The organism is Proteus sp. LHD240705 (genome assembly GCF_047921555.1).
Classification (GTDB): Bacteria; Pseudomonadota; Gammaproteobacteria; order Enterobacterales; family Enterobacteriaceae; genus Proteus.
The window spans coordinates 135,579-158,340 of the sequence record NZ_JBLRMI010000006.1; the positions used below are offsets into that span (position 1 = coordinate 135,579).

The window sequence follows — 22,762 nt, forward strand, 5'->3', positions numbered from 1 at the left end:
TTTCTCCACATTTTTATTGAGTAGCCATTAACTGCTGATAAACAATGTTTTTTCGGTTCCAAGTAAAGGTCACGTGTAGGGTATTGTTTTCAGCAATAATAGCCGGATATGAAAATTCGCCTTCCCCATCGAGTAAATCGAATGGTTCAGACCAAGTACTGCCATTATCGGATGAAAGACTGACAGAGATGGGATAACGACGGCTCCAGTTGCCTGAATTCGGGTTATACACCAATGCCAGTTGACCATCTGCGAAGGAGACGACATCAATGCCGCTATTATTATTTGGTAATATTGTTGCATAAGCTGGGCACCAACTGCGCCCATAATCCGTTGAATCGCTACGATAAATTGTACCGCGCGTACTCCGCATCATGGCATGCACATGCCCAGGCCGGGATTCCCATAGTGTTGGCTGTATCACGCCATCCCATTGAAAAACGCGTTGTAGATCAGTCTCCCATAAGGCATCGTCCTTTAAACCCTGCCAGATTTCATGTTCCGCCTGTTCACCTTTATGGTGTTCAATTGGAATATCCACTCGCAACCAGTGTTGACCGTTGTCACTCGATATATCGACAAACGCATCCCAGAATTGGTCATCCTCAACCGATCCTGGTGCCAACCACTCGCCATTCGACATCACTAACACTTTATTTTTCACAGGACCTCTAGGTGCTACATCACCAGAAACCAATTCACTCGGTAAACTCCAGCTATTTCCGCCATCCTTCGAGATAACGTATTGGGTCGTCCAACTATGTACGTCGGGACCCGTTTTATAAAACAGCCAGATATTACCTGTTGATGGGTCAACATGTAAAACTGGATTCCAGTGCGCAACACCCGGATTTTTAACAACAGGTTGAGCGTGTTGCCAATGATCACCCTCTTTCATCACTAGCCAGATAGCGGTATTACCGCTACCTTCTTTATCACCAGCGAAAAAAGCGGTTAACAAACGCTCAGAATTAGGCACACGCACAATCGTTGAAGCATGGCAGTGATTAAAAAGTGAATGCGCATTATCAAGCACAAACTGAGTTTCCTTCATCACGAAAGGCATATTCCTACTCCTGTGTCCTAAATTAATCTAACGAAAGCCACTTTTTCATATTCTCACCCAATGCAGTCATGCTATTGACGGCAGAAGGGAAAAATGAGTTTTCAAACTGACTGCTGTTACGGGAACGGCAGACCAGTGTGCTGAAATTACCAATCAGGCGCTGATGATATTTAGCGCATGCTGGATAATCCAGTGTTTCGGTCATCGCTGCTGTTGATAAATAATCTGCTAACACCGCAGCCTGCTCTGGTTTATCTTTCCAATTCTCATAAAGCCAAACATAAAGCTCTGGATGGAAATTTGCCATAACACCGCTATATGCCTGACATCCTGCTTGGAATGACGCTAATAGCGTTTGGCTATTCGCATTAGCTAAGTGCAAACGAGTTCCTTTTGATAATGCCAAACGACGTTCTATCATCGGAAGAGAACAGCACGTATCTTTGATAAAGGTAAAGCGATTACTTTGTGCGCACCACTCTACAATCTCTTCAGATAACAAGCGTTTGTAAGGATAAGGGCATTCATAAATACCCAAATCAATCTCTTTTGGTACCACATTGGTTAAGACTTGCAGTGTTTCCAGCGCTTTATCATCCGGCTCCCCGACTAGAGCCAAGCGATTACTGATCATAATGACGCCATCGACGCCTGTACCCGACATTGCCTGCAATTGTTCTTGTTGCTGACTTAATGCGGTTGCAGTATGACCAGAAGCAACTACAGGTACTCTTCCATCTGCTTTTTCAACGATAAAACGGGTAAGTGCTTGCGTTTCTTCATCACTTAAATAAAACATTTCGCTTGATTGACAGGCGGCAAATAGCCCATGTACACCAGAATCGATATACCAATCTACAAGACGCTCTAATGACGCCCAATCAATCTCCCCTTTGGCATCAAAAGGGGTTAGCATAACAGGCCAAATACCGACGTATTTTTGCTGACTCATCATCAATTCCTTACAGTAAGTTAATGGCATCACCTGCCACTTTCACTTGGATACCTTGAGTCAATGCTTGGGCAACGAATGCTTTTAGCACAAACGCCAATTTATCTTCATCAACATAAGCCACAGTAATGTGGTTACTTTGATGTCCCGCCATAAGGTCATCACGAGTTACGCCATCTAACGTACAGTTTAATAATGGCCATTCGTAGTTAGTTGCTCTACGGCGACGTTCAAATTCTGCTTCAGGTAATTCTACCGCCACACCCGTACCGATATGCATAATCACATCAGTGCCTTCATAGTGTGCACGGCCCCATAACAAGCGCCCTGCCTTGCCTTGACCTGCGATAGTTGAACCTCCTTTAGGGAAGAACATCGGAGGCTGGCGATAACCTGTTGCACCTTTTAGCCCACCTTTGAGGTGTTCAAAAGGAACAGAGCCTGAAATTTCCATATCCCAGTAGAATGTTCCTTCATACTCACTACCCCAACGAATATCATGCAGTGTGGTTTCAGCAGGTAATCCTAATGATGTTAATAAACGCCATAACATCGTTTGAGGAATAGCCGTACCCATATCCACTTCGTTGATACAAGGAATTGGCGTGTTAGGGCAGATTATCTCGCCGTTTTCATCTGGCAGAGGGAAGCGCGCGGTTGAACCAATCGCCCCTTCAGCAAAATCAGACGCAGGGCAACAATCTTTTAAGCCCTGCTGATATTGCACACCCACCGCAGTTAAACCAAAACGTTTTACGAAACGCGCCATTGCAATCATCATGGCGCACTGCTCCATCACTTGTTCACGAGTGAGTTCAGTTTTGTCATCTTGACCAAACATAAACGTCATCCCGTTATCTTCGTACCACTGTAAACATGCCTCTCTTAATTCTGTTGGTACTTTCGCCATTTCGACCAGTAACGCAGATTGAGAAAGGGATTCAATTGGCATACCAATATTGATCATGGCCTGTTGTGGGAAGACCCCGTTAATCATTCCCATACAGAATGTATCGAACAAACCTATTATTTCTTTATTTTTAATTATGTATTCGCCGACTTTACGACCCACTTCGCCGGCTTCTGTCGCCATTACCCTGTGTGTTGGCGCAATATCTGTAAGATAGTTAAGCTTATGATTTACACAACCATATTTTAACCAAGTAGCTAAACCATCTACAAAGAATTCATCATCAAACGCTTCTGACCATAAACGTGAATAATTTTTACCTAAACTGGTCATCGTACCCGCTAAACACAACATGCCCACCAGACCCGGCCATGTACCATCAAAGTTAGCCAGCAGTAAAATAGGGCCACGATGGTGTGCTAAAGAAGAGGCAATATGGTGTGAATATTGCCATGCGGTTAATAACACAATCACTGGCGCATCAGGATCGATTGCGGCAAACATATCGCAACCTTCGCGCTGACTGCTGATAAAACCATGACCTCGAGCTTCATTAATCTCATGAGCGCGCTTCATTTTGTAACCTAGAGCTTCTAATGCTACAGCCAGTTTATCCTCAAATTTTTTCTGTACAGGCCAGCATGTTACGTTTGCAGGCTCTCGTAAGTCTGCGTTGGTAACCATCAGGATCTCTTTTTGACCTGCGGTGATGGTTGTCGGTAATTTTGGTAGATTTAAGTTCAACATAAGATATCCCTGGTAAGGTAAACTCGGTTCATAATCGGAAAAATTAGTAGTCAGCAATCTGACATCATTTCGTTATAACGTTGCTGATCTTGATACATCTGCAAATAAACTTGATATTTAGCCTGATGGAAGGCAAACGTGCTGCTATCTGGCGTGATAATGCCACCTTCTCGCACCATTGCGCTGGCAGCGCTAGAGAAATCATCAAAGGCTTTACATGCTACGGCACCTAATAATGCAGCCCCTAAATTCACCGCATCTTCTTCTTGCGCTAAATGGATTTCACGACCTGTCGCATTGGCGTATTCGCGTAGCCACAATGGATTTTTCGTTGCACCACCACACATCACAATACGATTGATTTGATGTCCCGCATCTTCAAGTGTGTCGATAATATGGCGTGTGCCATAAGCAATAGATTGCAGTGTCGCAAGGTAATAACGCGCTAAGGCAACACGGCCACTTTCCAGCGTTAATCCGCTTACCATGCCTTTGGCTGCGGGATTGGCGCGCGGAGAGCGATTACCATGGTGATCAGCTAACACATGAAACTGTGCGGTTGGATATTGTTCTGTTTCTTCCAATTCAGCGACAGCTTCATTTAATAAGGCGTAGTAATTCACCCCTTTTTCATTCGCTTCTTGTTCTAATTCAGCCCATGATTCATGACGACGAATAGACCACTCGACTAACGCACCCGCAGCACTTTGACCGCCTTCATTTAGCCATAATTCCGGTAACATCGCGCCAAAGTAAGGTCCCCAAACACCCGGCACCATAATGGGATATTGACTTACGATCATATGGCAGTTAGACGTACCACTGATAATTGCCAAACTGCCTTCAGGTTGTGATGCCGTTAATGCCAAGCCACCCGCATGTGCGTCAATAATGCCAGAAGCAACAATGACACCCGTGTGCAAGCCAAACGCGTTGGCAACCGACTCATCTAAGCAACCGGCTTGTTCACCTAACGCAAGGATGGTTTGTGGTACTTTTTCTAATAATTCATCCAAACCGACATCGGCTAACAAACTCTCACTAAATTGTCCCTGATGTGCTAAATAGTTCCATTTACAGGTTAATGTACAGGTACTTGCTACATCTCCTGATGTTGCTTTCCAAACTAAAAAATCAGCTAAATCAAAGAATCGCCATACGTTTTGATAACGCTCCGGATAATGATTTTTTAGCCATAGAATTTTTGGCAACTCCATTTCAATACTCACTTCACCACCGACATATCGCAGTGAAGGATCATTGGTCAGATTGATAGTGACTGTTTCTTGTACAGCACGGTGATCCATCCACATGATGATATCTTGCTCCGCTTTACCGCTTGGTGAAACAGAAAGCCCTTTACCGTCTTTACCCACTGCAACTAAAGAACAAGTGGCATCAAAACCAATAGATTTCACATGGATAGGATCAATAGCAGATAACGCCACCGACTCTTTTACAGTAGTGCAAACTTGCTGCCAAATATCGGTAGATGATTGCTCAACGAAATCCGTTTTTGGACGAAATTGAGCAATAGGGCGGACAGAAAAGCCCAAACGCTTTCCATTGCTATCAAATACCGCTGCACGGACACTGGCTGAGCCAACATCAACGCCAATAAAATATTGTTGTTCCATGCGAACCCTCATCATTTGCTAACGCTATGCTAATTTTTGCTACTTCGAGTTAGCAAGTTAATTCGAGCATGACGAAAAAACAATCACAATAAGATTGGTTTGTGATGCAGATCTATATAGATAACTTAATATTATGATTTTATTGATAATTTATTTATTTGGCTTTATGCGTTATTGAGACGATGTACTGAATCGATTATGTTCGTTATTAAACTAACGAACATTTAATTAATAAAATAAGTAAAAGCACTTATAAAAATAGGATTATTTCGACAATAAATACCCTTTGATAAAAAGATATCTCGCTAATAATGAAAAAAATAATTAAATAAAGAAAAACAATAATATTCCTATTGCTATAACGCTCTATTACTTTATTTTTAATAAGTTAATTTAAATTTATATATTCTTTTTTGGAGCATTTAATTATGTTGAAAAATATTACGGTTAGTCTTTCCCTACTTCTTATTTCCTCTTGTGCCTTTTCAGCAACATTAGCTGAAAAAGAATTACAACAAAAATTTGAAGATAATATTCAATCTCGTGTTGTCGATTTAAATAAAAGCTGTGATGCCAATATAAAAGTGGCTTTTGATTGGTCGGCATTTACTGCTGATGATTTAAAAACAACAGGTATTGATAGTTATTGTAGCGAAGGATTAAAAGGCGTAATTAATACTTGTGAGAGCTCAAAAATAGCACAAGAAACGGTAAAAGAAAAAATACAGAATATTACCTGCTCTAAAGCAACACCACGTAGTATTGATCTCAAAGAAGGCACGCTGAATTTTGGTATTGATTTCAATGCTGCAAACGATGCAAAAGCGGTTCAAGAACATTTAATGAATAATCTTTAATTTTTGCCAATAAAAGACAGCAGTATTTTACTGCTGTCTTTTATTACTATTTATTGATTAAATAACGGATTGAATTAATTTTTTTGAATAATCCTGCGTGACTTTACCTAGGTTATTTATCTCACACAATTCAATATTTTTACCTTGTAAAAAGAACATCACTTTATCGCAGAAATAAGCCACTGTTTGAATATCATGACTAATAAAAAGATAAGAGAGTGTAAATTCTTCTTTTAACTGTTTTAATAAATCTAATATTTGAACTTGAGTGGGAATATCTAAAGAGCTAAGCGCTTCATCTAATACAATAAGTTTTGGATAAGATGCTAATGCACGACATAAACATACCCGTTGAGCCTGCCCTCCAGAAAGTTCAAATATATAACGTGTATAGCAGCTTTTAGATAATTCTACTTTATCTAAAAAAGCAAAAATAAGTGTTTTCAGTGCTTGATTGCTAATACTTGGATTAATGATTTTAATCGGCTCAGCAATAATTTCGCCTACCGTTAATGTTGGATTAACAGACGTCATATAATCTTGAAAAACGATACTAATTATACCTTGGCGATGAAGTCGTTTTGTAACGGGCTTATTATTTAAAAAGATGGCACCACTATCAGGTAACTCTAATCCACAAATTAAACGCGCTAACGTACTTTTACCACTGCCACTTTCACCCACTAAACCAAAAGCTTCACTCGAATTAATATTAAAAGAGAGTGAGTCGATAACCTTCACTTTTTCACCAAATAGTGTGTTATTTTTTTGAGTATAGTACTTACTAATATTCTCAACGCTTAATAACATAAACCCTCTTTTATTTGGATAATATTAATCTATTTTTTATTAATCAATTGTTCGAAACGTAATGAAAGCTGTCGGCGTGCATTAATTAAATAACGCGTATATTCTTGTGTTGGATGCGATAAAACGGTTATTTTCTCACCACATTCAACCATTTTTCCTTTTTGCATCACTAATATATCGTCAGCAATTTCATTGACTATCCCTAAGTCATGAGAAATAAAAATCAGTGTTGAATGATAAGTTGTGACGACATGCTGGAGTAGTTTTAAAATATCTTGGCGAAGAGGTGCATCAAGCGCCGTTGTCGGTTCATCTGCAATTAATAACTTTGGTGATAAGGCAAGTGCAATCGCAATCATCACACGTTGTAATTGTCCACCACTTAATTGATGAGGAAATGCTTGCATAATAGATTGAAATTGATGAGGAAATACATGAGATAATGCCAACTCAGTTTCTTCTACGGCTTGCTTTTTAGAATAGGAAAAATGGTAGATTAAAGTTTGGCAAAATTGCTTTCCTATTCTCATTAGAGGATCAAAGGCACTCATGCCATTTTGCACAATCACACCTAAAGATGTCCCCAATAAAGCTCGACGTTGAGAAAGCGCCTCATGACTGATTTTCTTTCCATTCAAGAAAATCTCCCCTGACATGACTAATTGTTCAGGTAGTAATCCCATAATGGCTTTACTAATCAAACTCTTGCCACTACCACTTTCGCCTACAATCGCTAATGTACGCCCTTGCTTTATCGAGAAAGAGATATCATCAATCAGTTTTTTTCCGCTTTCTTGATGAGTAATAGAAACGTGCTCAAGCGTCAGTAAGTTGTTCATGCTGTTCTCCTACTGACTGACGATTATCCGGATCAAACACATCACGTAAGAAATCACCCCAAAAATTAAATGCAGTAACAACAAGGGTAATTGCAATGCCTGCGGGTAACATTTGCTCTGGGTGTAATACCATGACATTTTTTGCTTCACTCAACATATTTCCCCATTCTGGCGTTGGTGGTTGTACACCTAACCCTAAAAAGGAGAGCGCCGAGATCATTAAAACAACACTACCAATATCCGTTGATGCTAAGACAATAGTTTCAGCAAATGTTACTGGCAATAAATGACGTCGTAAAATATGACTAGAAGGTGCACCAATCACCTGTGCATATGCAATGTAATTACGATGGGAATATTGGCGAACAACCCCTCTGATCATTCTGGCATACCATGCCCATTTCACTAAAATAACGGCAATTAAGATATTACCAATACCCGGCCCCATTATTCCCACTAACGCTAAGATCATAATTTCTGCAGGGAATGACAAAACCACATCACATAATCGCATAATTAATGTGTCTGTCTTACCATGAAAAAATCCGGCTAACATTCCCATTAACCAACCAATCATTAATGTCACACTCATGGCTAATAAGGCATAAAATACCGTCGTTCTTACACCAAACAATAACCTTGAAAAGATACAGCGCCCTAAATTATCCGTACCCAGCGGGTAATCAAAGCTTATAGGCTTAAATTTCAAACGTATTGAGGTTAATGTGGGATCATGCGGAGCTAACCAAGGGGCGAATATTCCTGCAATAACCACAATCATAATCACCAATAAACACAGTTGCGCACTTTTATCTTTTCCGAGTCGTTGCCAAAAAATCCGCCACATCATTATCTCCTTAGCCGTGGATCTGCCATCATTTGAATGACGTCCATCAGAAAATTAAAAAAGAGAAATAACAGTGACATCAATAAAATATAAGCTTGTATCATCGGATAATCACGACCAAATATAGCGCTGATACATAGTCGCCCTATTCCCGGCCAAGCAAAAATATTCTCAATCACCACCGTACCAGCAATAAGCTTTGGAATACTCATCCCTAAAGCCGTTAAACTGGAATACAGCGAATTACGTAAAATATGGCGACGCAAAATAAGATTATCAGGTAATCCACGCGCTTTGGCATAAAAGACATAAGGCTGATGCCATTGATTTAACATCGCACCGCGTAATAACCGTAAATAAGTGCCGATATACCCTAAAGAGAGCGCCAGAGCAGGCAAAATAACAGACTGAGGCGATAGCATCCCGCTGACAGGCAACCAATCCAAATAAACAGCGACTCCCCAAATTAATAGCAATCCTAACCAATAATTAGGAATAGCCGTTAAAATAAACACAATGAAACGGATGCATTTATCCGTAAAACTTTGAGGTTTAGCCACACACCATAATGCTAAAGGGAGTGTCAGAATAATCGTAAAGAATAGCGCGGTTGAAGCTAGCCAAAGTGTTGGAGGTAACGCCCTTAACATCTCTTGAATAACAGGGGTTCTTGTAAGAAAAGAGGTACCAAAATCGAGTTGCAAACCCGCCATTAACCACAAAAAGTAACGCGTAAAAAAAGGCTTATCTAACCCTAATTCATGGCGCATGCCTTCAATGGCTTCGGGTGTGGGGACTATTTCATTGACGCGTAGCGCGACTTCCGCAGGATCAGACGGAGCTAATTCCAACAGAATAAAGGCAATAAATGAAATGATCAGTGCCAGTGGGAAGATAGCCAGCACTCTCCAGAATATATAACGTAGCATAAGATTTGATCAGTGAAGCACGTTGATATTACGTGCCTCACTTATTTTGGTTAATCTCATTGATGCATTAATTAAGGCTTAAAGCGCATCTTTTCAAACGGTATTTCATATTGAGATGGATTAAAGCCCACATTTTCTAATTCACTACGATGGATAGCCTTAGTACGTGAATAGGTTAACGGAATATAGATCGCTTGCTCGGCTAATGACGTAAACAAGTTTTTATAGAGTTCCTGACGGCGCGCTTCATTAGGTGTAATTAATAACTCGCCAATCATTGCATCCAATTGGACTTTATTTGCCAACCCTTTTTGCCCTTGATAATCTGCGTGAGCTGGTATTCTAAATGATGAAACAAAAGATGCGGGATCGTAAGGCGTTCCCCATGACAGTGAATATTGTAAATCAAAATCACCATTTTTTTGTCTATCTAAATAGGCTTGTTTCTCTTCACCTAAAATCGTTAAACCGACACCAATCTTTTTAAAATCATCTTGAATAAGTTCAGCTATCTCTTTCTCAACGGCATTATTCACATTATAAGAGAGCAACAGCTGTAATTTCTCACCTTGTTTCTCACGAATAGCTTTACCTTTTGGTAATACCCAGCCTTCGGCTTCTAATAGTTCAATCGCTTTTGTTGGTTGATAAGCATAAGTTGGAGAATCAAAATCACAGTAAGGCACACTGCGCGCCATTAAAGTATCAGCGATTTTTTCGCTACCCGCTAAAATACCTTGTGCAATCCCTTCTTTATCAACCGCATATTGTAATGCTTGGCGGACTTTTTGGCTGGATGTCATTGCACGACTACTATTGAGCACAATTGCGCGAGAAGCGATCGGTGCGCTCATTTCAGTTTTGAATTTATCTGACGCCATAAGAGCTTCAAATGAATCCATATCTAACATGTCGCCATCTGCACCAAAAATAAGCTGAATATCCCCTTTTTGTAGAGAAAGTAACATGGTTTGTCTATCGGGGATCACTCGCCACATCACGCCATTTAATACCGGCTTCTCTCCCCAATAATTTGGGTTAACTTTAAACTCAGCATATTGGTCTTTTTTATGCTCAGTTAATACCCAAGGCCCTGTACCAATATAGTTCGCAACACCCGTTTTTGTTTTGCCATTAATAAAAGAATTTGGCGAAATAAAGCGGAATGGGCGAGTTAAACCTAATTCGGTTAATGTTGGGTAGTAAGGGTTTTTTAGATTTAATTTAACCGTGAATTCATCAACAATTTCAACACTATCAATCTGACGAACTAACTCTAACCACGCATGTCGTTCATAGTTGTCTAGCACAGCTTCAATATTTAATTTTACTGCTTTAGCATTAAAAGGTTCACCATCGCTAAAAGTCACATCATGACGTAAAAAGAAGGTGTAGCTCTTTCCATCAGGAGAAATGTCCCAACGCTCCGCTAAATAAGGTGCAACACCTTTTTCGGTATTTAATACAAGGGATTCAAATACCATGTTTTGAGCCGCCATCTCACCAGAGTAGAGATGCGGGTTAATATCACGAATGTCTTTTGTGCTGGCATAATCCAACATATTATTACTTTTATCTGCTAACGCAGGAAAAGCACATGCAAGTGTTAATAATAGTGTTGGGAACACTGAAAATAAGGGCTTCACGTTGTTCTCCTTTAATTACCTATTCTTTGTTTTTGTGCGTGGATCATAAACATCGGTGTGGAGCCATAATTAATCTTTTCTTCTTCGTTCCACACAAAATCACCAATGCGAGTATCTATCATATATCGACTAAAACCGACTTCTAACAGGGTATTAATATCCCATTGAGGGCGTTTAATTTGACTTAACGGTAATTGGCGAGCAATTCGTTCCATCTCTTTGGTATCTGTATTGACGTAGTGATCTTCAACTTGCTTTTCAATTGAACGCTCTCTATCTGCCACAAAACCTTGCCAGTAATTTTCATCAAAAAGATGTAAATACCAATTAGCATCAAAATTAATCAAACTACCACCTGGTTTTAATACACGAAACCACTCTGAATACGCTTTTTGAGGCGCTTTTAAATTCCATGTCACGTTGCGACTCACCACTAAATCGAATTGTTCACTGGCAAAAGGCAGTTGGTGTACATCACCGCGAATAAATTGAATATTTGCCTGATGCGTTTGCGCATTTTGTTTGGCTTCCAGCAACATGCCCTCAGTTGCATCAATTGCCGTGACATCATGGCCTGATAACGCTAATAAAATGGCAAAAAAACCAGGCCCCGTACCAATATCAAGCACTTTTAAGGTTTCACCTTCTTTGATATGCCCCAATAACAGATGACGCCATTTCTGTTGTTTCTCGCTCAGCAATTCCTGTTGATTAGACTCACTATAACTTTCAGCTCTGATATTCCAGTAGCGAGTTACATCATTAAGTAATTGGTTATTATTTATTTTATTTGTCATCAGAAACCTGCTGTTATATCAACGTAAAAAGAGGAATGAATTCCCCTAAAAGCGAATGATTTGGCTATTTTTTAGTGTGGGTAACATACCTTGTAACGCCTTGATGCTCTATGTGCTATATCAATATTCACCAGTACTCAATAAGAGAGATCGGCCAATTTGCGATCTTTATCTTTAACATAAATGCGCATCCTAATGGGAGTGAAGATAAATAAGCAAATGAATTATTTCCCCTGTTAAAATAGAGAAATAAATTGAGCGGATTTAGAAATAAAATTTAATTTTGTCTTATATTAAAAAAGTGAACGCTTTAATTTCACCTTTTTTATAAAACCGTTATAGTCAATAATATTGCTATCTTAATTTGCTTTCTTTAACCGAATATAGCCGTCACATAAGGCTCTCTAAAATATGAATCGAATCTCACGATTAACGGCTGATATTACCCGCGCCGATTTTGCCTTAACGCACCAACAGCAATTACTTCAATTGCTAACTCAACACTTTCCGACTAAGTATCGTTCTCTATTTGCGACGCCAGAGAAAAAGTCGGATGACGTGATTGAGTGGTATTCTCCTGTTTCTGGTAATCCTATCGCCTTAACGTCGTTACAAGGACAAGAGCAGCAAGAAATAAGACGTATTTTAGATGAACGCCTTAACGATATTAAAACGCAAACGGCGCTATTAGCATCGCAAAATAGAATTACGGATGAAGAGCGCCATCTTTTAGATACAGCATCGACGCTACCTGATAGCGAAAGTGTCTATATTATTAATGGGCAACCCGTTATTACATGGTGGCCACGCACAACACCATTACCGCCACCTATTGCACAAGTCACCGCAGGCGCAAGTGCCGCAGCTGCGGGTGCCGCGCTTGCCGATGTACCCGCCAAAACACGTAATCGCTGGTTACGTTGGCTATTACTCTTCTTATTCTTGCTGTTTTTAATTTTATTGGCGTCTTGGTTAAAAGGCTGTTTTGATCCGAAAGCGGTTCCTCCTGTGGTTGAAGAGAAACCTGCCGTTGTCATACCGCCAAAACCAGAGCCTGTTCCTGAGCCAGAGCCAATCCCTGAACCCGTTCCAGAACCTGTACCGGAGCCTATTCCTGAGCCTGTACCAGAACCTGTACCAGAACCTGTACCAGAACCTGCACCAGTGCCCAAGCCTGTGCCAGTGAAAAAACTCACTCCATTAGAAGCTTGTGTACAAGATGAATTGAAAAAAGCGGGTGTGACAGAGAAAGCCGCAAATACAACCTGTGAAAATCGCTTAGCCAGTAAAATTAAACAAATGTGCCCCGCAGATCGCCCAGCGGAACTTGCACCTCAAGTGATCCTTATCTTTGATGCCTCTGGTTCTATGGCGCTGAGCATGAATTTAACGGAGAGTGATTTAGACTATATCGCTTCAACTGGACAACTTTTCCCAGGTTATGATGCCGAACCTCGACGGATCACAACCGCAAGAAACGCAGCAATAAAAATCATTAATAACATTCCGTCAGATATGAAAATTACCACCGTTGTGGCATCTGACTGTGGTGTTGTTAAATCAAGCCCTGCTTATGGTGGTAATGAGAGATCAAAATTACTCAGTTACATTAAACGTATTGAGCCCGATAGTGGCACACCATTAGCCGAGTCTATCAAGCGTGCAGGTAATTTAATTAAAGGCAATAATCGTGACACCATTATTGTATTGTTATCAGACGGTTTAGAGTCTTGCGATCAAGACCCTTGTGCCGCAGCCAGAACCTTAAAGCGCGCTCACCCTCGCGCCGTCATTAATGTGGTGGATATTTTAGGTACTGGTGCAGGTAACTGTGTGGCAAATGCCACTGGCGGTAAAGTCTTCACGGCGCGTAATGCGAATGAAGTCAGTTTAATGACTCGAAAAGCGATTGAAGATTATATTCCAAAGAACTGTAAATAATGATTGATTACTGTTTCTAATATTTAACTCACCCTCTTTGGTTTCACATTGAGGGTGAATTTTTTTCACGTATTACGTGTATTTTATTATTATATTGAAGTTCACAAGCTCTATATCTTATCTATTTAAGAGCATTCCTTAATTAGGTATTTTTTTCCTTTTTTATTTCCTCATTATTCAGAATAAACCTATTTTGTGATTATTATCACAACAGTTAGATGATCATTAATAGTTTATTCTTTTATATTTTGTCTTTTTTTTCTTCTATTTCATTATTTTTTAATGTAAAACTCAATATCTCGGTGATTTAATCCATATATTTAAGAAAATATAGCGCAACCTGTAACATCATTATTTAATTATCATAATCGTTACCTTAATATTCCCTCTTTCACTCAAGAAAAATAAAAAAACCTTTAATAATAATCAGTTAATCAACCCTAAATAATCCGCTAGATAGACACCCAATTTCTGATAATATAAAATGTATATCAATTTTATATCTTTATTTTTAGCCTTAAAGCCTATTTACGGATAAGCCAACTTACCCATAGATAATCTTGCCTAGCGGAATGATCGTCGTGAATAAAGCATTCTTACGAAGTGGTAAATTAGAAAATTACCTCCCTATGGGAGAAAATGGACAGGCTGTTTATATCTCGGCACTGCAACTACGTGAAACTCTACGTTTAAGAGGAAAGGCACATATTTCTCAATGCCTTGCTATTCCTCAGCCCAATGAAACAGGCGAGCGTATTGACTGGTATTCACCGATTGACGGCTCTGTTATTCCTTGGTCTGCGGCTTCAGAAGAAGAGCGCACTGCCGCTTATGCTCTACTGAAAAAGAATCAAGATGATTTAATCGCCTTTAGTGAACAAGAACAGCAAAGAGCTGGAAATAAAGAAAGCCAGCTTTTTGGCGCCCTGCTCAGTAAAACTATCCAATTTCCTGACGAAAACCATATTTTTATTGTTGATGGACAACCGATTATTACCTTTTGGGGGTTTGTCAGCGCCAATCAGCAACTTAGAGTTGATCCTGTTGCTTGCTTAAAGCCAGCGGTTGCGCCAATCGCACCAACATCACCAGCGGTTCCACCAGCCCAAGAAAATATCATCATTACTGACACTAAGCGTCCTTGGTGGCGTTTTTTATGGTGGCTGTTACCTTTATTATTACTTCTACTCGCTATTTTCTTCTTAAGAGGCTGTTTTTCAACGCCAGCGTTACCTACGGTCGATATTAAAACGCCAGATATTGAAGCGCCTAAATTGCCAGAACCTACGCTTGAAAAACCGAAAATCCCCACAGTGGTAACTAACGGTCACACCGTCGGTGTGCCAACAGGCACTGTTCACACTGGAACATTAGGCACTGTAGATACGAATGGAAATGTGATTAATGGCACTGACGGTAACGGTGCAGTGGTTGATCCTAATACGGGTTTACCTGTGGTTGATCCTCAAACAGACAATAACCAAGGTGCCTTACCTGAAGGAACATTGCCCGAAGATGCACAACAACCGAATGTACCACCCGTTGATCCTGCGGCACAAAATGAGCAACCGAAAACAGATAACAACCCAAATACAGGAAATGAGAGCAACACGCCTAACCCTCCTGTTGATCCCAATGCTCCACCCGATGTTACACCGCCTACGACAGTTGATAACACAACACCACTGACCATTCCTGCGAATGCATTAGCGAATGGCTCAACCCAATTCCTAAATGGCCAATGGAAAGCAGGGGCGGGGATCCAAGATCAAAAAACAGGTAAGCCACTGAGCCTAAATTACCAACTCGATAATGGCAAAGGACAAGTCGTAATGACTCGCAGTGATGGCGTGACCTGCAAAGCACCTGTCAACGCAGCCGTTAATCAAGGCGGATTAAATATTAATAACCAAGGTCAGGCTCTGTGTAGTGATGGCTCAAACTATTTGATGCCAAACATTATTTGCCAGCCAGGAAGCCAAAATATTGCTGATTGCCAAGGAAAATATGAGAACAGTCAGCCATTCCCATTATCAATGAAGCGGGAGAATAACTAATTCATGTTAGCGCCACTGACCGATTATAAAGATAAAATTACCCTTATCCGAGACAGTAATATTCAGTTTCTGGATTTCGGTTTTAAGCTACCACAGCGCAAAGAGTACGGTGAGTTTGTTAAAAAAGGCGAAAACGGCCCGTTAATGCGACTCATCTATAATGAACGAGATGATAACTATCTTTATCCTGCACCTAAAAATCAGCCTCAAACACCGAGAGAAGCTGAATTTAGTTTCTCCCTTGAAGAGTCATTAACACTATTAAATGACACATGGCTACCAGTGCCATTTTTCCGTTTTAATCCACCACGCGCATTCTCTCAAGGCCCTGATAACTGGGTAAGAATGATGTTCCATCAACTGCCAGAGCCCGATGAAGATGGACATACACACCGTGTTGTTGTGGCATTTGATACCCGTATTGAGCCTAATCGCGCCAATACTGCTTATCTTGCACCAAACGAAGAAGATGTTCGCTCTGGTGTTGCTTTTGCGCTGGCCTATTTAGGTTATGAAGTTGAGAACTTCCTTGAAACACCGTGGATTGATGGTTGGTTAAAGGAAGTCTTTAGCGAAAGAGCGCTGGCTGTCACCAAAATGTACCATGATGAACTTGAAGAGGCGCTCAAAGAGTTTCAACATCAAGCACATTACCTCAATTTACTCAATATATTAGGTGAGAAACTACACTTACCTGAAATCAAAATTAACGAAACTAAACCACAAGAGCCTGCGATTGAAGTTGATCTTATTCTTGATGTGGGTAACTCACGCACTTGTGGGATCTTAATTGAAGATCATATCAATGATAACAAAGGGTTAACGCAACTCTATGAAATGACACTGCGTGATCTAAGCCATCCTTATCAAATCTATAATGAGCCATTTGAAAGCCGTGTTGAATTTGCGCAAGCTGAATTTGGTAAACAAGATTTTTCAGTTAATAGCGGTCGCAACAATGCCTTTATGTGGCCCACCATTGGTCGCGTTGGCCCAGAAGCCAATCGCATGGCAGCGCAACGCTTAGGAACTGAAGGTTCAACAGGTATTTCAAGCCCTAAACGCTATTTATGGGACGACTCGCCTTATTCGCCGGGTTGGCGCTTTAGTCGTTCTTTTGGTCAAACAGACAGAGAGCCACTGGCGACTGCTGTGCCGATGACTTATCTTCTAAACGATCACGGTGAACCGTTATTCCGTTTAGAGCCTGATGATCGCATGCCAGTATTTACGCCAAACTATACTCGCAGTTCATTAATGACCATGATGTTAACCGAAGTGTTAGCGCAGGCATTAACACAAATGAACAGCCCAGCTCAACGCCTTAAAATGAGTCACGCAAGTGCGCCTCGTCAATTGCGCAATATCATTTTGACTATTCCACCTGCAATGCCAAAACCAGAGCGCGCTATTTTTGAGACGTGCATGGAAAACGCATTAGGGCTAATTTGGAAAGCCATGAATTGGGACCCGACTGACGAAAAATTGCGTTTTGACGGTAAAGATGAACAATGTCGTATACCGATGCCAAACATCCATGTGAAATGGGATGAAGCCACTTGTGGCCAGTTAGTTTATCTCTACAACGAAACTCAAATTAAATTTGGTGAGCGTACTGAAGCCTTTTTTGCCAGCCAAGTGCGTGAAGATAACCGCACATTAACGGGTGATAGTACATTAAAGATTGCCTCAATTGATATTGGCGGCGGAACAACCGATCTCGTTATCACACGCTATAAATTGGATACGGGTACAGGTAGCAACGTCAAAATTATTCCAACACAGTTATTCCGTGAAGGATTCAAAATTGCAGGTGATGATATTTTATTAGATATCATCCAAATTTGTGTGTTGCCTGCATTACGCACAGCATTAACGGATGCGGGTATTTCTGATGCTGATGCTCTGATGTCTTCTCTTTTTGGCAGTGAAGGTTTAGATGCAGGGCAACAAGTGTTGCGCCAACAGCTTACCCTACAAATCTTTAATCCGATTGGGTTAAAGATTTTAAGCCAATACGAAAACTACGATCCCTTAGTTCCTCATGAAGGCATTAACAGTACTTTTGGTGAATTACTTAACGTTCTACCGACAGAACATGTACGTCGTTATATTGATGACGCAACCAATAAAGAGCTTGGTGGTGGCGACAGTTTCTCCATTTTAAATGTGCCTGTACAAATTAACTTTGCGCAATTGCACGCTGAATTTATTTCAGGTGAACGTATTAATATCACACGTAGTTTAAAAGCACTGTGTGAAGTACTTTATTACTACTCCTGTGATGTTTTACTGCTGACAGGTCGCCCTTCTCGTTTACCGGGAATTCAAGCGCTATTAAAAGTATTACAGCCTGTACCGCCTTCTCGTATTCTGCCATTACACGGCTACAAAACAGGGGGTTGGTATCCATTCAACAAAAAAGGCCGTATTGACGATCCAAAATCAACAGCGGCAGTCGGTGCAATGTTGTGTTTAATGGCTGAAAATGCACGTTTACTCAACTTCTACTTCTCGACAGGTAACTTTAAAACTTACTCAACAGTACGTTATTTAGGGATGTTGGATAACAACAACACTATTTCCGATAATGACGTTTACTACCGTGATATTCAGGATAAATTTGAGCCTGATCCTGATACCTATTTTGAAGTCAGAGGCGGAATACGCTTAGGTTTCCGTCAATTGGATAATGCCCGTTGGCCTGCGTCTCCACTTTATACCTTACGCATTAAAAATCCGAAATTGGCACAGCAACTTAGCCAAGAAGACAGCGTATTGCATATCAAGTTGGGAGAAGAAAGAGGTGCCTCCGGCCATAATGATGACAATAAATCTGAAAAATTACGTATTGAAGAAATGGAGCTTATTAATGGCAAAGGTGGCGTTAATAAGAACGGTTTAAGCTTCAAACTCAATACGTTAGCAGATAGTGGTATTGGTGAAACATCCTATTGGCTGGATAGCGGGAGTGTATTAGGTAAATGAATATGATGGATGAAAAACAGTTAACAGCCAAATGGGATGCCATTTATCAAGGCGCAGGTAAAGCCATTGATTGGGTAACGGCCGTAAGAGGTAATGCACCTCGTTTAAATACCGAAGCCGATAGCCTTATCTATCGTCTGCGCCGTAGCCGTAATATGGCGAAAAATCTCAGTTTAGCGACACAACGACCAATGTCTGTGGGCTTTTTTGGTCTGTCTCAGGCAGGAAAATCGTACCTGATTTCAGCACTTGCCGCAGGACAAGAAGGCCGATTAAGAACGAGCATGTCAGGTAAAACCCTTGATTTTATCGACCACATCAACCCACCGGGTGGCGGTAAAGAAGCCACTGGCTTAGTGACTCGCTTTAGTCGCAATGCCACAAAAGGTACGCAAGAGTTTCCTGTCGAGCTACATCTTTTCAGCGAAATTGAGATTGTTAAAATTCTCGCCAATGCTTATCTGTATGACTTTAATCAGGAAAAAATTGAATTTGAATTAGATGATGAGAAAATTTCTCGTTTAATCAATTCATTAAGCACACAACGCAGTGCGACACCTGTTGCGGGTATTACTCATGATGATGTTGTTTCATTATGGGATTATCTGCAACGCCATGCGGAAAAAAGCCAGAAAAAACTGGCGACAACCTATTGGCCTAAAGCGATTGAATTAGCGCCTTATCTCAGCATTGCGCAACGCGCTAAACTCTTTTCTGTGTTATGGGGCGATATTGCAGAGCTGACATCCGCTTATCAACGTTTTAGCACCACACTGGCTTCTTTAGGTAATGCATCTCTTGTTTTGGCTCCGCTCTCTTCTTTAGTCAAAGAACAAGACGGCGTGTTAGTACAAGCAGACAGTATTATGAATGTGGATATGTTAGAGCGTCTCAATACTGCCAATGATAGCCAGATCAGCATTTGTCCTGTTCATGGCGATCGTATTGATGCCCCTATCACATTGTCATTAGCCGAATTAACTGCACTGACGGTTGAATTAGTCGTCCCATTATTAGATGCACCGAGTAAGGCTCTATTTGAACACGTTGAACTGCTTGATTTTCCGGGCTATCGCGGTCGTTTAGGCGTTGAAACCATGGCGGATGTACGTCGTCAGGTCAACGATGACAGCGCTAATCCTCTGGCACAGCTTATTCTTCGGGGTAAAGTTGCCTATCTGTTTGAACGTTATACTGATAACCAAGAGATGAATGTACTTGTAGTATGTACCGCATCAAACAAGCAATCAGACGTAAAAGAAGTCGGTGCAGTTCTCACAGAGTGGATCAATAACACGCAAGGTAAAGATGCATTAACACGCGCTAAACGCCCTTCTGGTTTAATTTGGGCAATGACCATGTTTGATATGCGTATTACCAACTCATTAACCCTGAATGAAGCGTTATTGCGTCAATCATGGGGTAAAGGTGGCATGATCAAAATGGCCATGTTAGAGCGCTTTGGTCAATATGAATGGATGTCATCAGATTGGATCAATGGTGAAGCCTTCAATAACACCTTCTTAGTGCGTAAACCAGGTGTACCTACCCCATTTATTCAAATCAGTAATGGCAAAGAGACTGTCTTAAACGAGGACAGTGTTTCACAATTACATCTGATGAAAAAAACCTTTGCTGAAGACGAAACTGTCCAACGCTATATTCGTGAGCCAGACCAAGCATGGGATGCTATGTTGTCGCTTAACGATGGCGGTATGCAACGCCTTGCCGACTACCTTGAAACCGTTGCGTTAAAATCACTGAAACTTGAACGTATTAGTGAGCAATTGCAAGAAATTCAACGTGATTTAATCGGTCATCATCTTGAAAAATGGTATCAATCAGGCGGTGAAGAAGAGCTACAAGTCAAACGCCGTAACGCAGCCACTATTTTACGCTTTATGCAAAGTCGCCCTTATTTGCAAGGTGCTTTACTGGATTACCTGTTGCCTTCTCGCAAATCACTCTACGATCTATATATGCAAGAAAAAGAGGTTATCGATACGCTTTCAGATAACAAAAAAGCAACTCAAGCGCCAGTTTCTGCCTTTGCAGCTATAGAGCAACCGACTTTTGATCTCTTTAGCGATGCCCCGATTTCTCTAGAGCCTGAAGAAGATGAAGCCCCTAAAGGTCACGGCAATGAGGTTACCTATCCTAAAAAAGTGATGGCATTATGGATAAATCATCTGCGTAGCCTGCCTGATAACAGTACCTTGTTAACCTATTTAGGCATTGACCAAGAAATTATGGTGCTGTTAGTTGATGAGCTTATCACGGCTATTAATCGCCTAGGTGTTGAACAACGCATGTTGAAAACCCTTGCAGGGACAGAAGCCATTGCCCGTCGTGATGACTTAGCCGAACAGCAGTCATCTCGTGTTTATAATGTGCTGGGTGATTTTATTACTTGGTTTAATTTCAAAGATAACGGTGTTGAGAAGCCAGATAGCAAAATCAATGTCGGTCATAAAATCTTTGAAAAACCCGATAACACTAGCGTGCAATGGGGTGAGGATGAGCGCTTAGTTCGCTTACCTACCAACCCTGTTAACTACACCCTTTTATTTGTAATTGATTGGCTTATCGCTTTATCAGCGATTATTACTGAGAATGCGGGGCATTCTGCGGGAAGAGAGATCAGTGCTGAACAAAACGCACTATTAGGCCAAATAATTCAAACCATGAAATCATCCGTCGTGGAGTCATAATTCGTGTTTAATCCAGAATTAAAACCCGTACAACCTGCTCGTCCTGGCTTTGCGGTATTAAGTATTCGTAATTGGGAAGGTGACGCTTCCCCTGTTTATTTAAGCATTCAGCGTAACCAAGATCGCTATTTCTTAAATGATAAAGGGGAATGGGTAGGCAATGCCTTTTTCCACCAGCTTTCACTTGAAGATGCTGATGACGGTTATCAAATCGTTCTTGATAAAACGTTGGTTGATCCCCTCGTTAGCAACTTACAAATGGCGTATCAATTTACGTTGAAAGACGATAATGAAACACAAGATATCGGGCGATTACGTATTCGTGATGGCGTATTAGCCTCACAAGCGCAAGGTCAAAGTGAAGCATTAAAATCAACGGCAACATTAGATAATCAGCCTGTTCCACCGGCTCCTATTGTTGAAGAAGCGCCACAGGAGCCAGAGCCAGAACCTATCAAAATTGGATCTGAAGAACCAGAGCCAATTATCCCTGAAATCAAAGTAGATGAACCGCCACAGCGCCCAATACCACCCACGCCGAAAAAATCAAAAATTGGCTTAATTTTAGCCATTATCTTGATTTTAATTTTAGCAGGTGTCTTAACATGGTTCTTCTTACTAAGAGGTAATCCTGCTGGCGAACCTGCGCCACAGCCGACACCAGAACCCACAACCCCAAGTGTGTGTAGTGTTGAAAATATGAAATCTGGTACTGCATTAGCCTTTGTACAAAGCTGCATACAGAGCCAACCAGATAGCAAAACTATCCTTGCAACGATTGAACAAGCAAAACAGAACAATCAATGTGATGTTGCTCAACGTTTATATGCTTATAAAGCACAATCAGGTGATGTTGATATCGCACTGAATTACGCTCGTGAATACGATCCAGAAACCGCATCAGCACAAGGTTGCTTTAGTGCAGACAAAGAAACAGCTATTTATTGGTACGAAGCGGTTCTAAATCATGACTCACAAAACAGTGACGCAAAAGCGCGTCTTGAAGCTTTGAAAAAATAGGAAAGTCG

Annotated in this window: 16 protein-coding genes; 6 read left to right on the forward strand and 10 right to left on the reverse strand. The window is 40.9% G+C overall.

All coding sequences use genetic code 11. From position 1 onward, the window contains the following. Positions 1–13 precede the first annotated feature (13 nt). The 4 genes from ACNART_RS12735 to ACNART_RS12750 are packed head-to-tail and all read right to left on the reverse strand — an operon-like array spanning position 14 to position 5,312. Positions 14–1,066 carry a sialidase family protein gene (locus ACNART_RS12735; RefSeq protein WP_088494293.1) on the reverse strand — a complete coding sequence of 351 codons (1,053 nt, stop codon included), beginning with the start codon at positions 1,064–1,066 and terminating at the stop codon, positions 14–16. Positions 1,067–1,088: 22 nt separating this feature from the next. Further along, positions 1,089–2,018 carry a dihydrodipicolinate synthase family protein gene (locus tag ACNART_RS12740; RefSeq protein WP_416303611.1) on the reverse strand — a complete coding sequence of 310 codons (930 nt, stop codon included), beginning with the start codon at positions 2,016–2,018 and terminating at the stop codon, positions 1,089–1,091. A 10-nt stretch (positions 2,019–2,028) separates the two neighbouring features. Then, the gene (locus tag ACNART_RS12745; RefSeq protein ID WP_416303612.1) at positions 2,029–3,675 is read right to left on the reverse strand and encodes a signal transduction protein; all 1,647 of its coding nucleotides are present in this window, start codon (positions 3,673–3,675) and stop codon (positions 2,029–2,031) included. A 50-nt stretch (positions 3,676–3,725) separates the two neighbouring features. Beyond that, positions 3,726–5,312, reverse strand: a complete 1,587-nt coding sequence (locus ACNART_RS12750; RefSeq protein WP_151436400.1) for an FGGY-family carbohydrate kinase — start codon at positions 5,310–5,312, stop codon at positions 3,726–3,728. A gap of 428 nt (positions 5,313–5,740) precedes the next feature. Between ACNART_RS12750 and ACNART_RS12755 the strand changes: the two genes are divergently transcribed. Next, positions 5,741–6,169, forward strand: coding sequence for a hypothetical protein (locus ACNART_RS12755; RefSeq protein ID WP_416303613.1), 429 nt, complete (start codon positions 5,741–5,743; stop codon positions 6,167–6,169). A 57-nt stretch (positions 6,170–6,226) separates the two neighbouring features. Here the strand turns inward: ACNART_RS12755 and ACNART_RS12760 are convergent, their stop codons facing one another. The 6 genes from ACNART_RS12760 to ACNART_RS12785 all read right to left on the reverse strand — a co-directional run bounded on the left by ACNART_RS12760 (position 6,227) and on the right by ACNART_RS12785 (position 12,037). Further along, on the reverse strand, positions 6,227–6,979 hold the full coding sequence (locus ACNART_RS12760) for an ABC transporter ATP-binding protein (RefSeq protein WP_349443215.1): 753 nt from the start codon (positions 6,977–6,979) through the stop codon (positions 6,227–6,229). A 29-nt stretch (positions 6,980–7,008) separates the two neighbouring features. After that, positions 7,009–7,818 carry an ABC transporter ATP-binding protein gene (locus ACNART_RS12765; protein ID WP_198620104.1) on the reverse strand — a complete coding sequence of 270 codons (810 nt, stop codon included), beginning with the start codon at positions 7,816–7,818 and terminating at the stop codon, positions 7,009–7,011. Continuing rightward, entirely contained in the window at positions 7,796–8,665 is an 870-nt protein-coding gene (gene opp1C / locus ACNART_RS12770) for a nickel/cobalt ABC transporter permease (RefSeq protein ID WP_198620105.1), read from the reverse strand. The genes ACNART_RS12765 and opp1C overlap by 23 nt, the downstream gene beginning before the upstream one ends. A 2-nt stretch (positions 8,666–8,667) precedes the next feature. Next, on the reverse strand, positions 8,668–9,594 hold the full coding sequence (gene opp1B, locus ACNART_RS12775; protein WP_109373724.1) for a nickel/cobalt ABC transporter permease: 927 nt from the start codon (positions 9,592–9,594) through the stop codon (positions 8,668–8,670). 71 nt (positions 9,595–9,665) lie between these two features. Continuing rightward, positions 9,666–11,240: a nickel ABC transporter substrate-binding protein gene (nikA, locus tag ACNART_RS12780; protein ID WP_368927529.1), complete on the reverse strand. Its 1,575-nt coding sequence runs from the start codon at positions 11,238–11,240 to the stop codon at positions 9,666–9,668. A gap of 11 nt (positions 11,241–11,251) precedes the next feature. After that, entirely contained in the window at positions 11,252–12,037 is a 786-nt protein-coding gene (locus ACNART_RS12785) for a class I SAM-dependent methyltransferase (protein ID WP_368927527.1), read from the reverse strand. Positions 12,038–12,448: 411 nt separating this feature from the next. On the opposite strand from ACNART_RS12785, the gene ACNART_RS12790 reads away from it, so the two are divergent. From ACNART_RS12790 to ACNART_RS12810, 5 genes are all read left to right on the forward strand, one after another. Next, entirely contained in the window at positions 12,449–13,978 is a 1,530-nt protein-coding gene (locus ACNART_RS12790) for a VWA domain-containing protein (protein ID WP_416303614.1), read from the forward strand. 581 nt (positions 13,979–14,559) lie between these two features. Further along, positions 14,560–16,035 carry an SrfA family protein gene (locus ACNART_RS12795; RefSeq protein ID WP_198626281.1) on the forward strand — a complete coding sequence of 492 codons (1,476 nt, stop codon included), beginning with the start codon at positions 14,560–14,562 and terminating at the stop codon, positions 16,033–16,035. Positions 16,036–16,038: 3 nt separating this feature from the next. Beyond that, complete coding sequence (locus ACNART_RS12800) at positions 16,039–19,023, forward strand: virulence factor SrfB (protein ID WP_198626280.1); 2,985 nt, start codon at positions 16,039–16,041, stop codon at positions 19,021–19,023. A 2-nt stretch (positions 19,024–19,025) separates the two neighbouring features. Further along, the gene (locus ACNART_RS12805; RefSeq protein ID WP_368927523.1) at positions 19,026–21,734 is read left to right on the forward strand and encodes a putative virulence factor; all 2,709 of its coding nucleotides are present in this window, start codon (positions 19,026–19,028) and stop codon (positions 21,732–21,734) included. A gap of 3 nt (positions 21,735–21,737) precedes the next feature. Then, positions 21,738–22,754 carry a hypothetical protein gene (locus ACNART_RS12810; RefSeq protein WP_416303615.1) on the forward strand — a complete coding sequence of 339 codons (1,017 nt, stop codon included), beginning with the start codon at positions 21,738–21,740 and terminating at the stop codon, positions 22,752–22,754. Positions 22,755–22,762: the final 8 nt, after the last annotated feature.

Bases quoted from the DNA above. Each gene is read 5' to 3' on its own strand.
- opp1C (WP_198620105.1), bottom strand. From the start codon at position 8,665: ATGTGGCGGATTTTTTGGCAACGACTCGGAAAAGATAAAAGTGCGCAA.
- ACNART_RS12760 (WP_349443215.1), bottom strand. From the start codon at position 6,979: ATGTTATTAAGCGTTGAGAATATTAGTAAGTACTATACTCAAAAAAAT.
- ACNART_RS12745 (WP_416303612.1), bottom strand. From the start codon at position 3,675: ATGTTGAACTTAAATCTACCAAAATTACCGACAACCATCACCGCAGGT.
- ACNART_RS12785 (WP_368927527.1), bottom strand. From the start codon at position 12,037: ATGACAAATAAAATAAATAATAACCAATTACTTAATGATGTAACTCGC.
- opp1B (WP_109373724.1), bottom strand. From the start codon at position 9,594: ATGCTACGTTATATATTCTGGAGAGTGCTGGCTATCTTCCCACTGGCA.
- ACNART_RS12740 (WP_416303611.1), bottom strand. From the start codon at position 2,018: ATGAGTCAGCAAAAATACGTCGGTATTTGGCCTGTTATGCTAACCCCT.
- ACNART_RS12805 (WP_368927523.1), top strand. From the start codon at position 19,026: ATGATGGATGAAAAACAGTTAACAGCCAAATGGGATGCCATTTATCAA.
- ACNART_RS12765 (WP_198620104.1), bottom strand. From the start codon at position 7,818: ATGAACAACTTACTGACGCTTGAGCACGTTTCTATTACTCATCAAGAA.
- ACNART_RS12800 (WP_198626280.1), top strand. From the start codon at position 16,039: ATGTTAGCGCCACTGACCGATTATAAAGATAAAATTACCCTTATCCGA.
- ACNART_RS12750 (WP_151436400.1), bottom strand. From the start codon at position 5,312: ATGGAACAACAATATTTTATTGGCGTTGATGTTGGCTCAGCCAGTGTC.
- ACNART_RS12735 (WP_088494293.1), bottom strand. From the start codon at position 1,066: ATGCCTTTCGTGATGAAGGAAACTCAGTTTGTGCTTGATAATGCGCAT.
- ACNART_RS12790 (WP_416303614.1), top strand. From the start codon at position 12,449: ATGAATCGAATCTCACGATTAACGGCTGATATTACCCGCGCCGATTTT.
- ACNART_RS12755 (WP_416303613.1), top strand. From the start codon at position 5,741: ATGTTGAAAAATATTACGGTTAGTCTTTCCCTACTTCTTATTTCCTCT.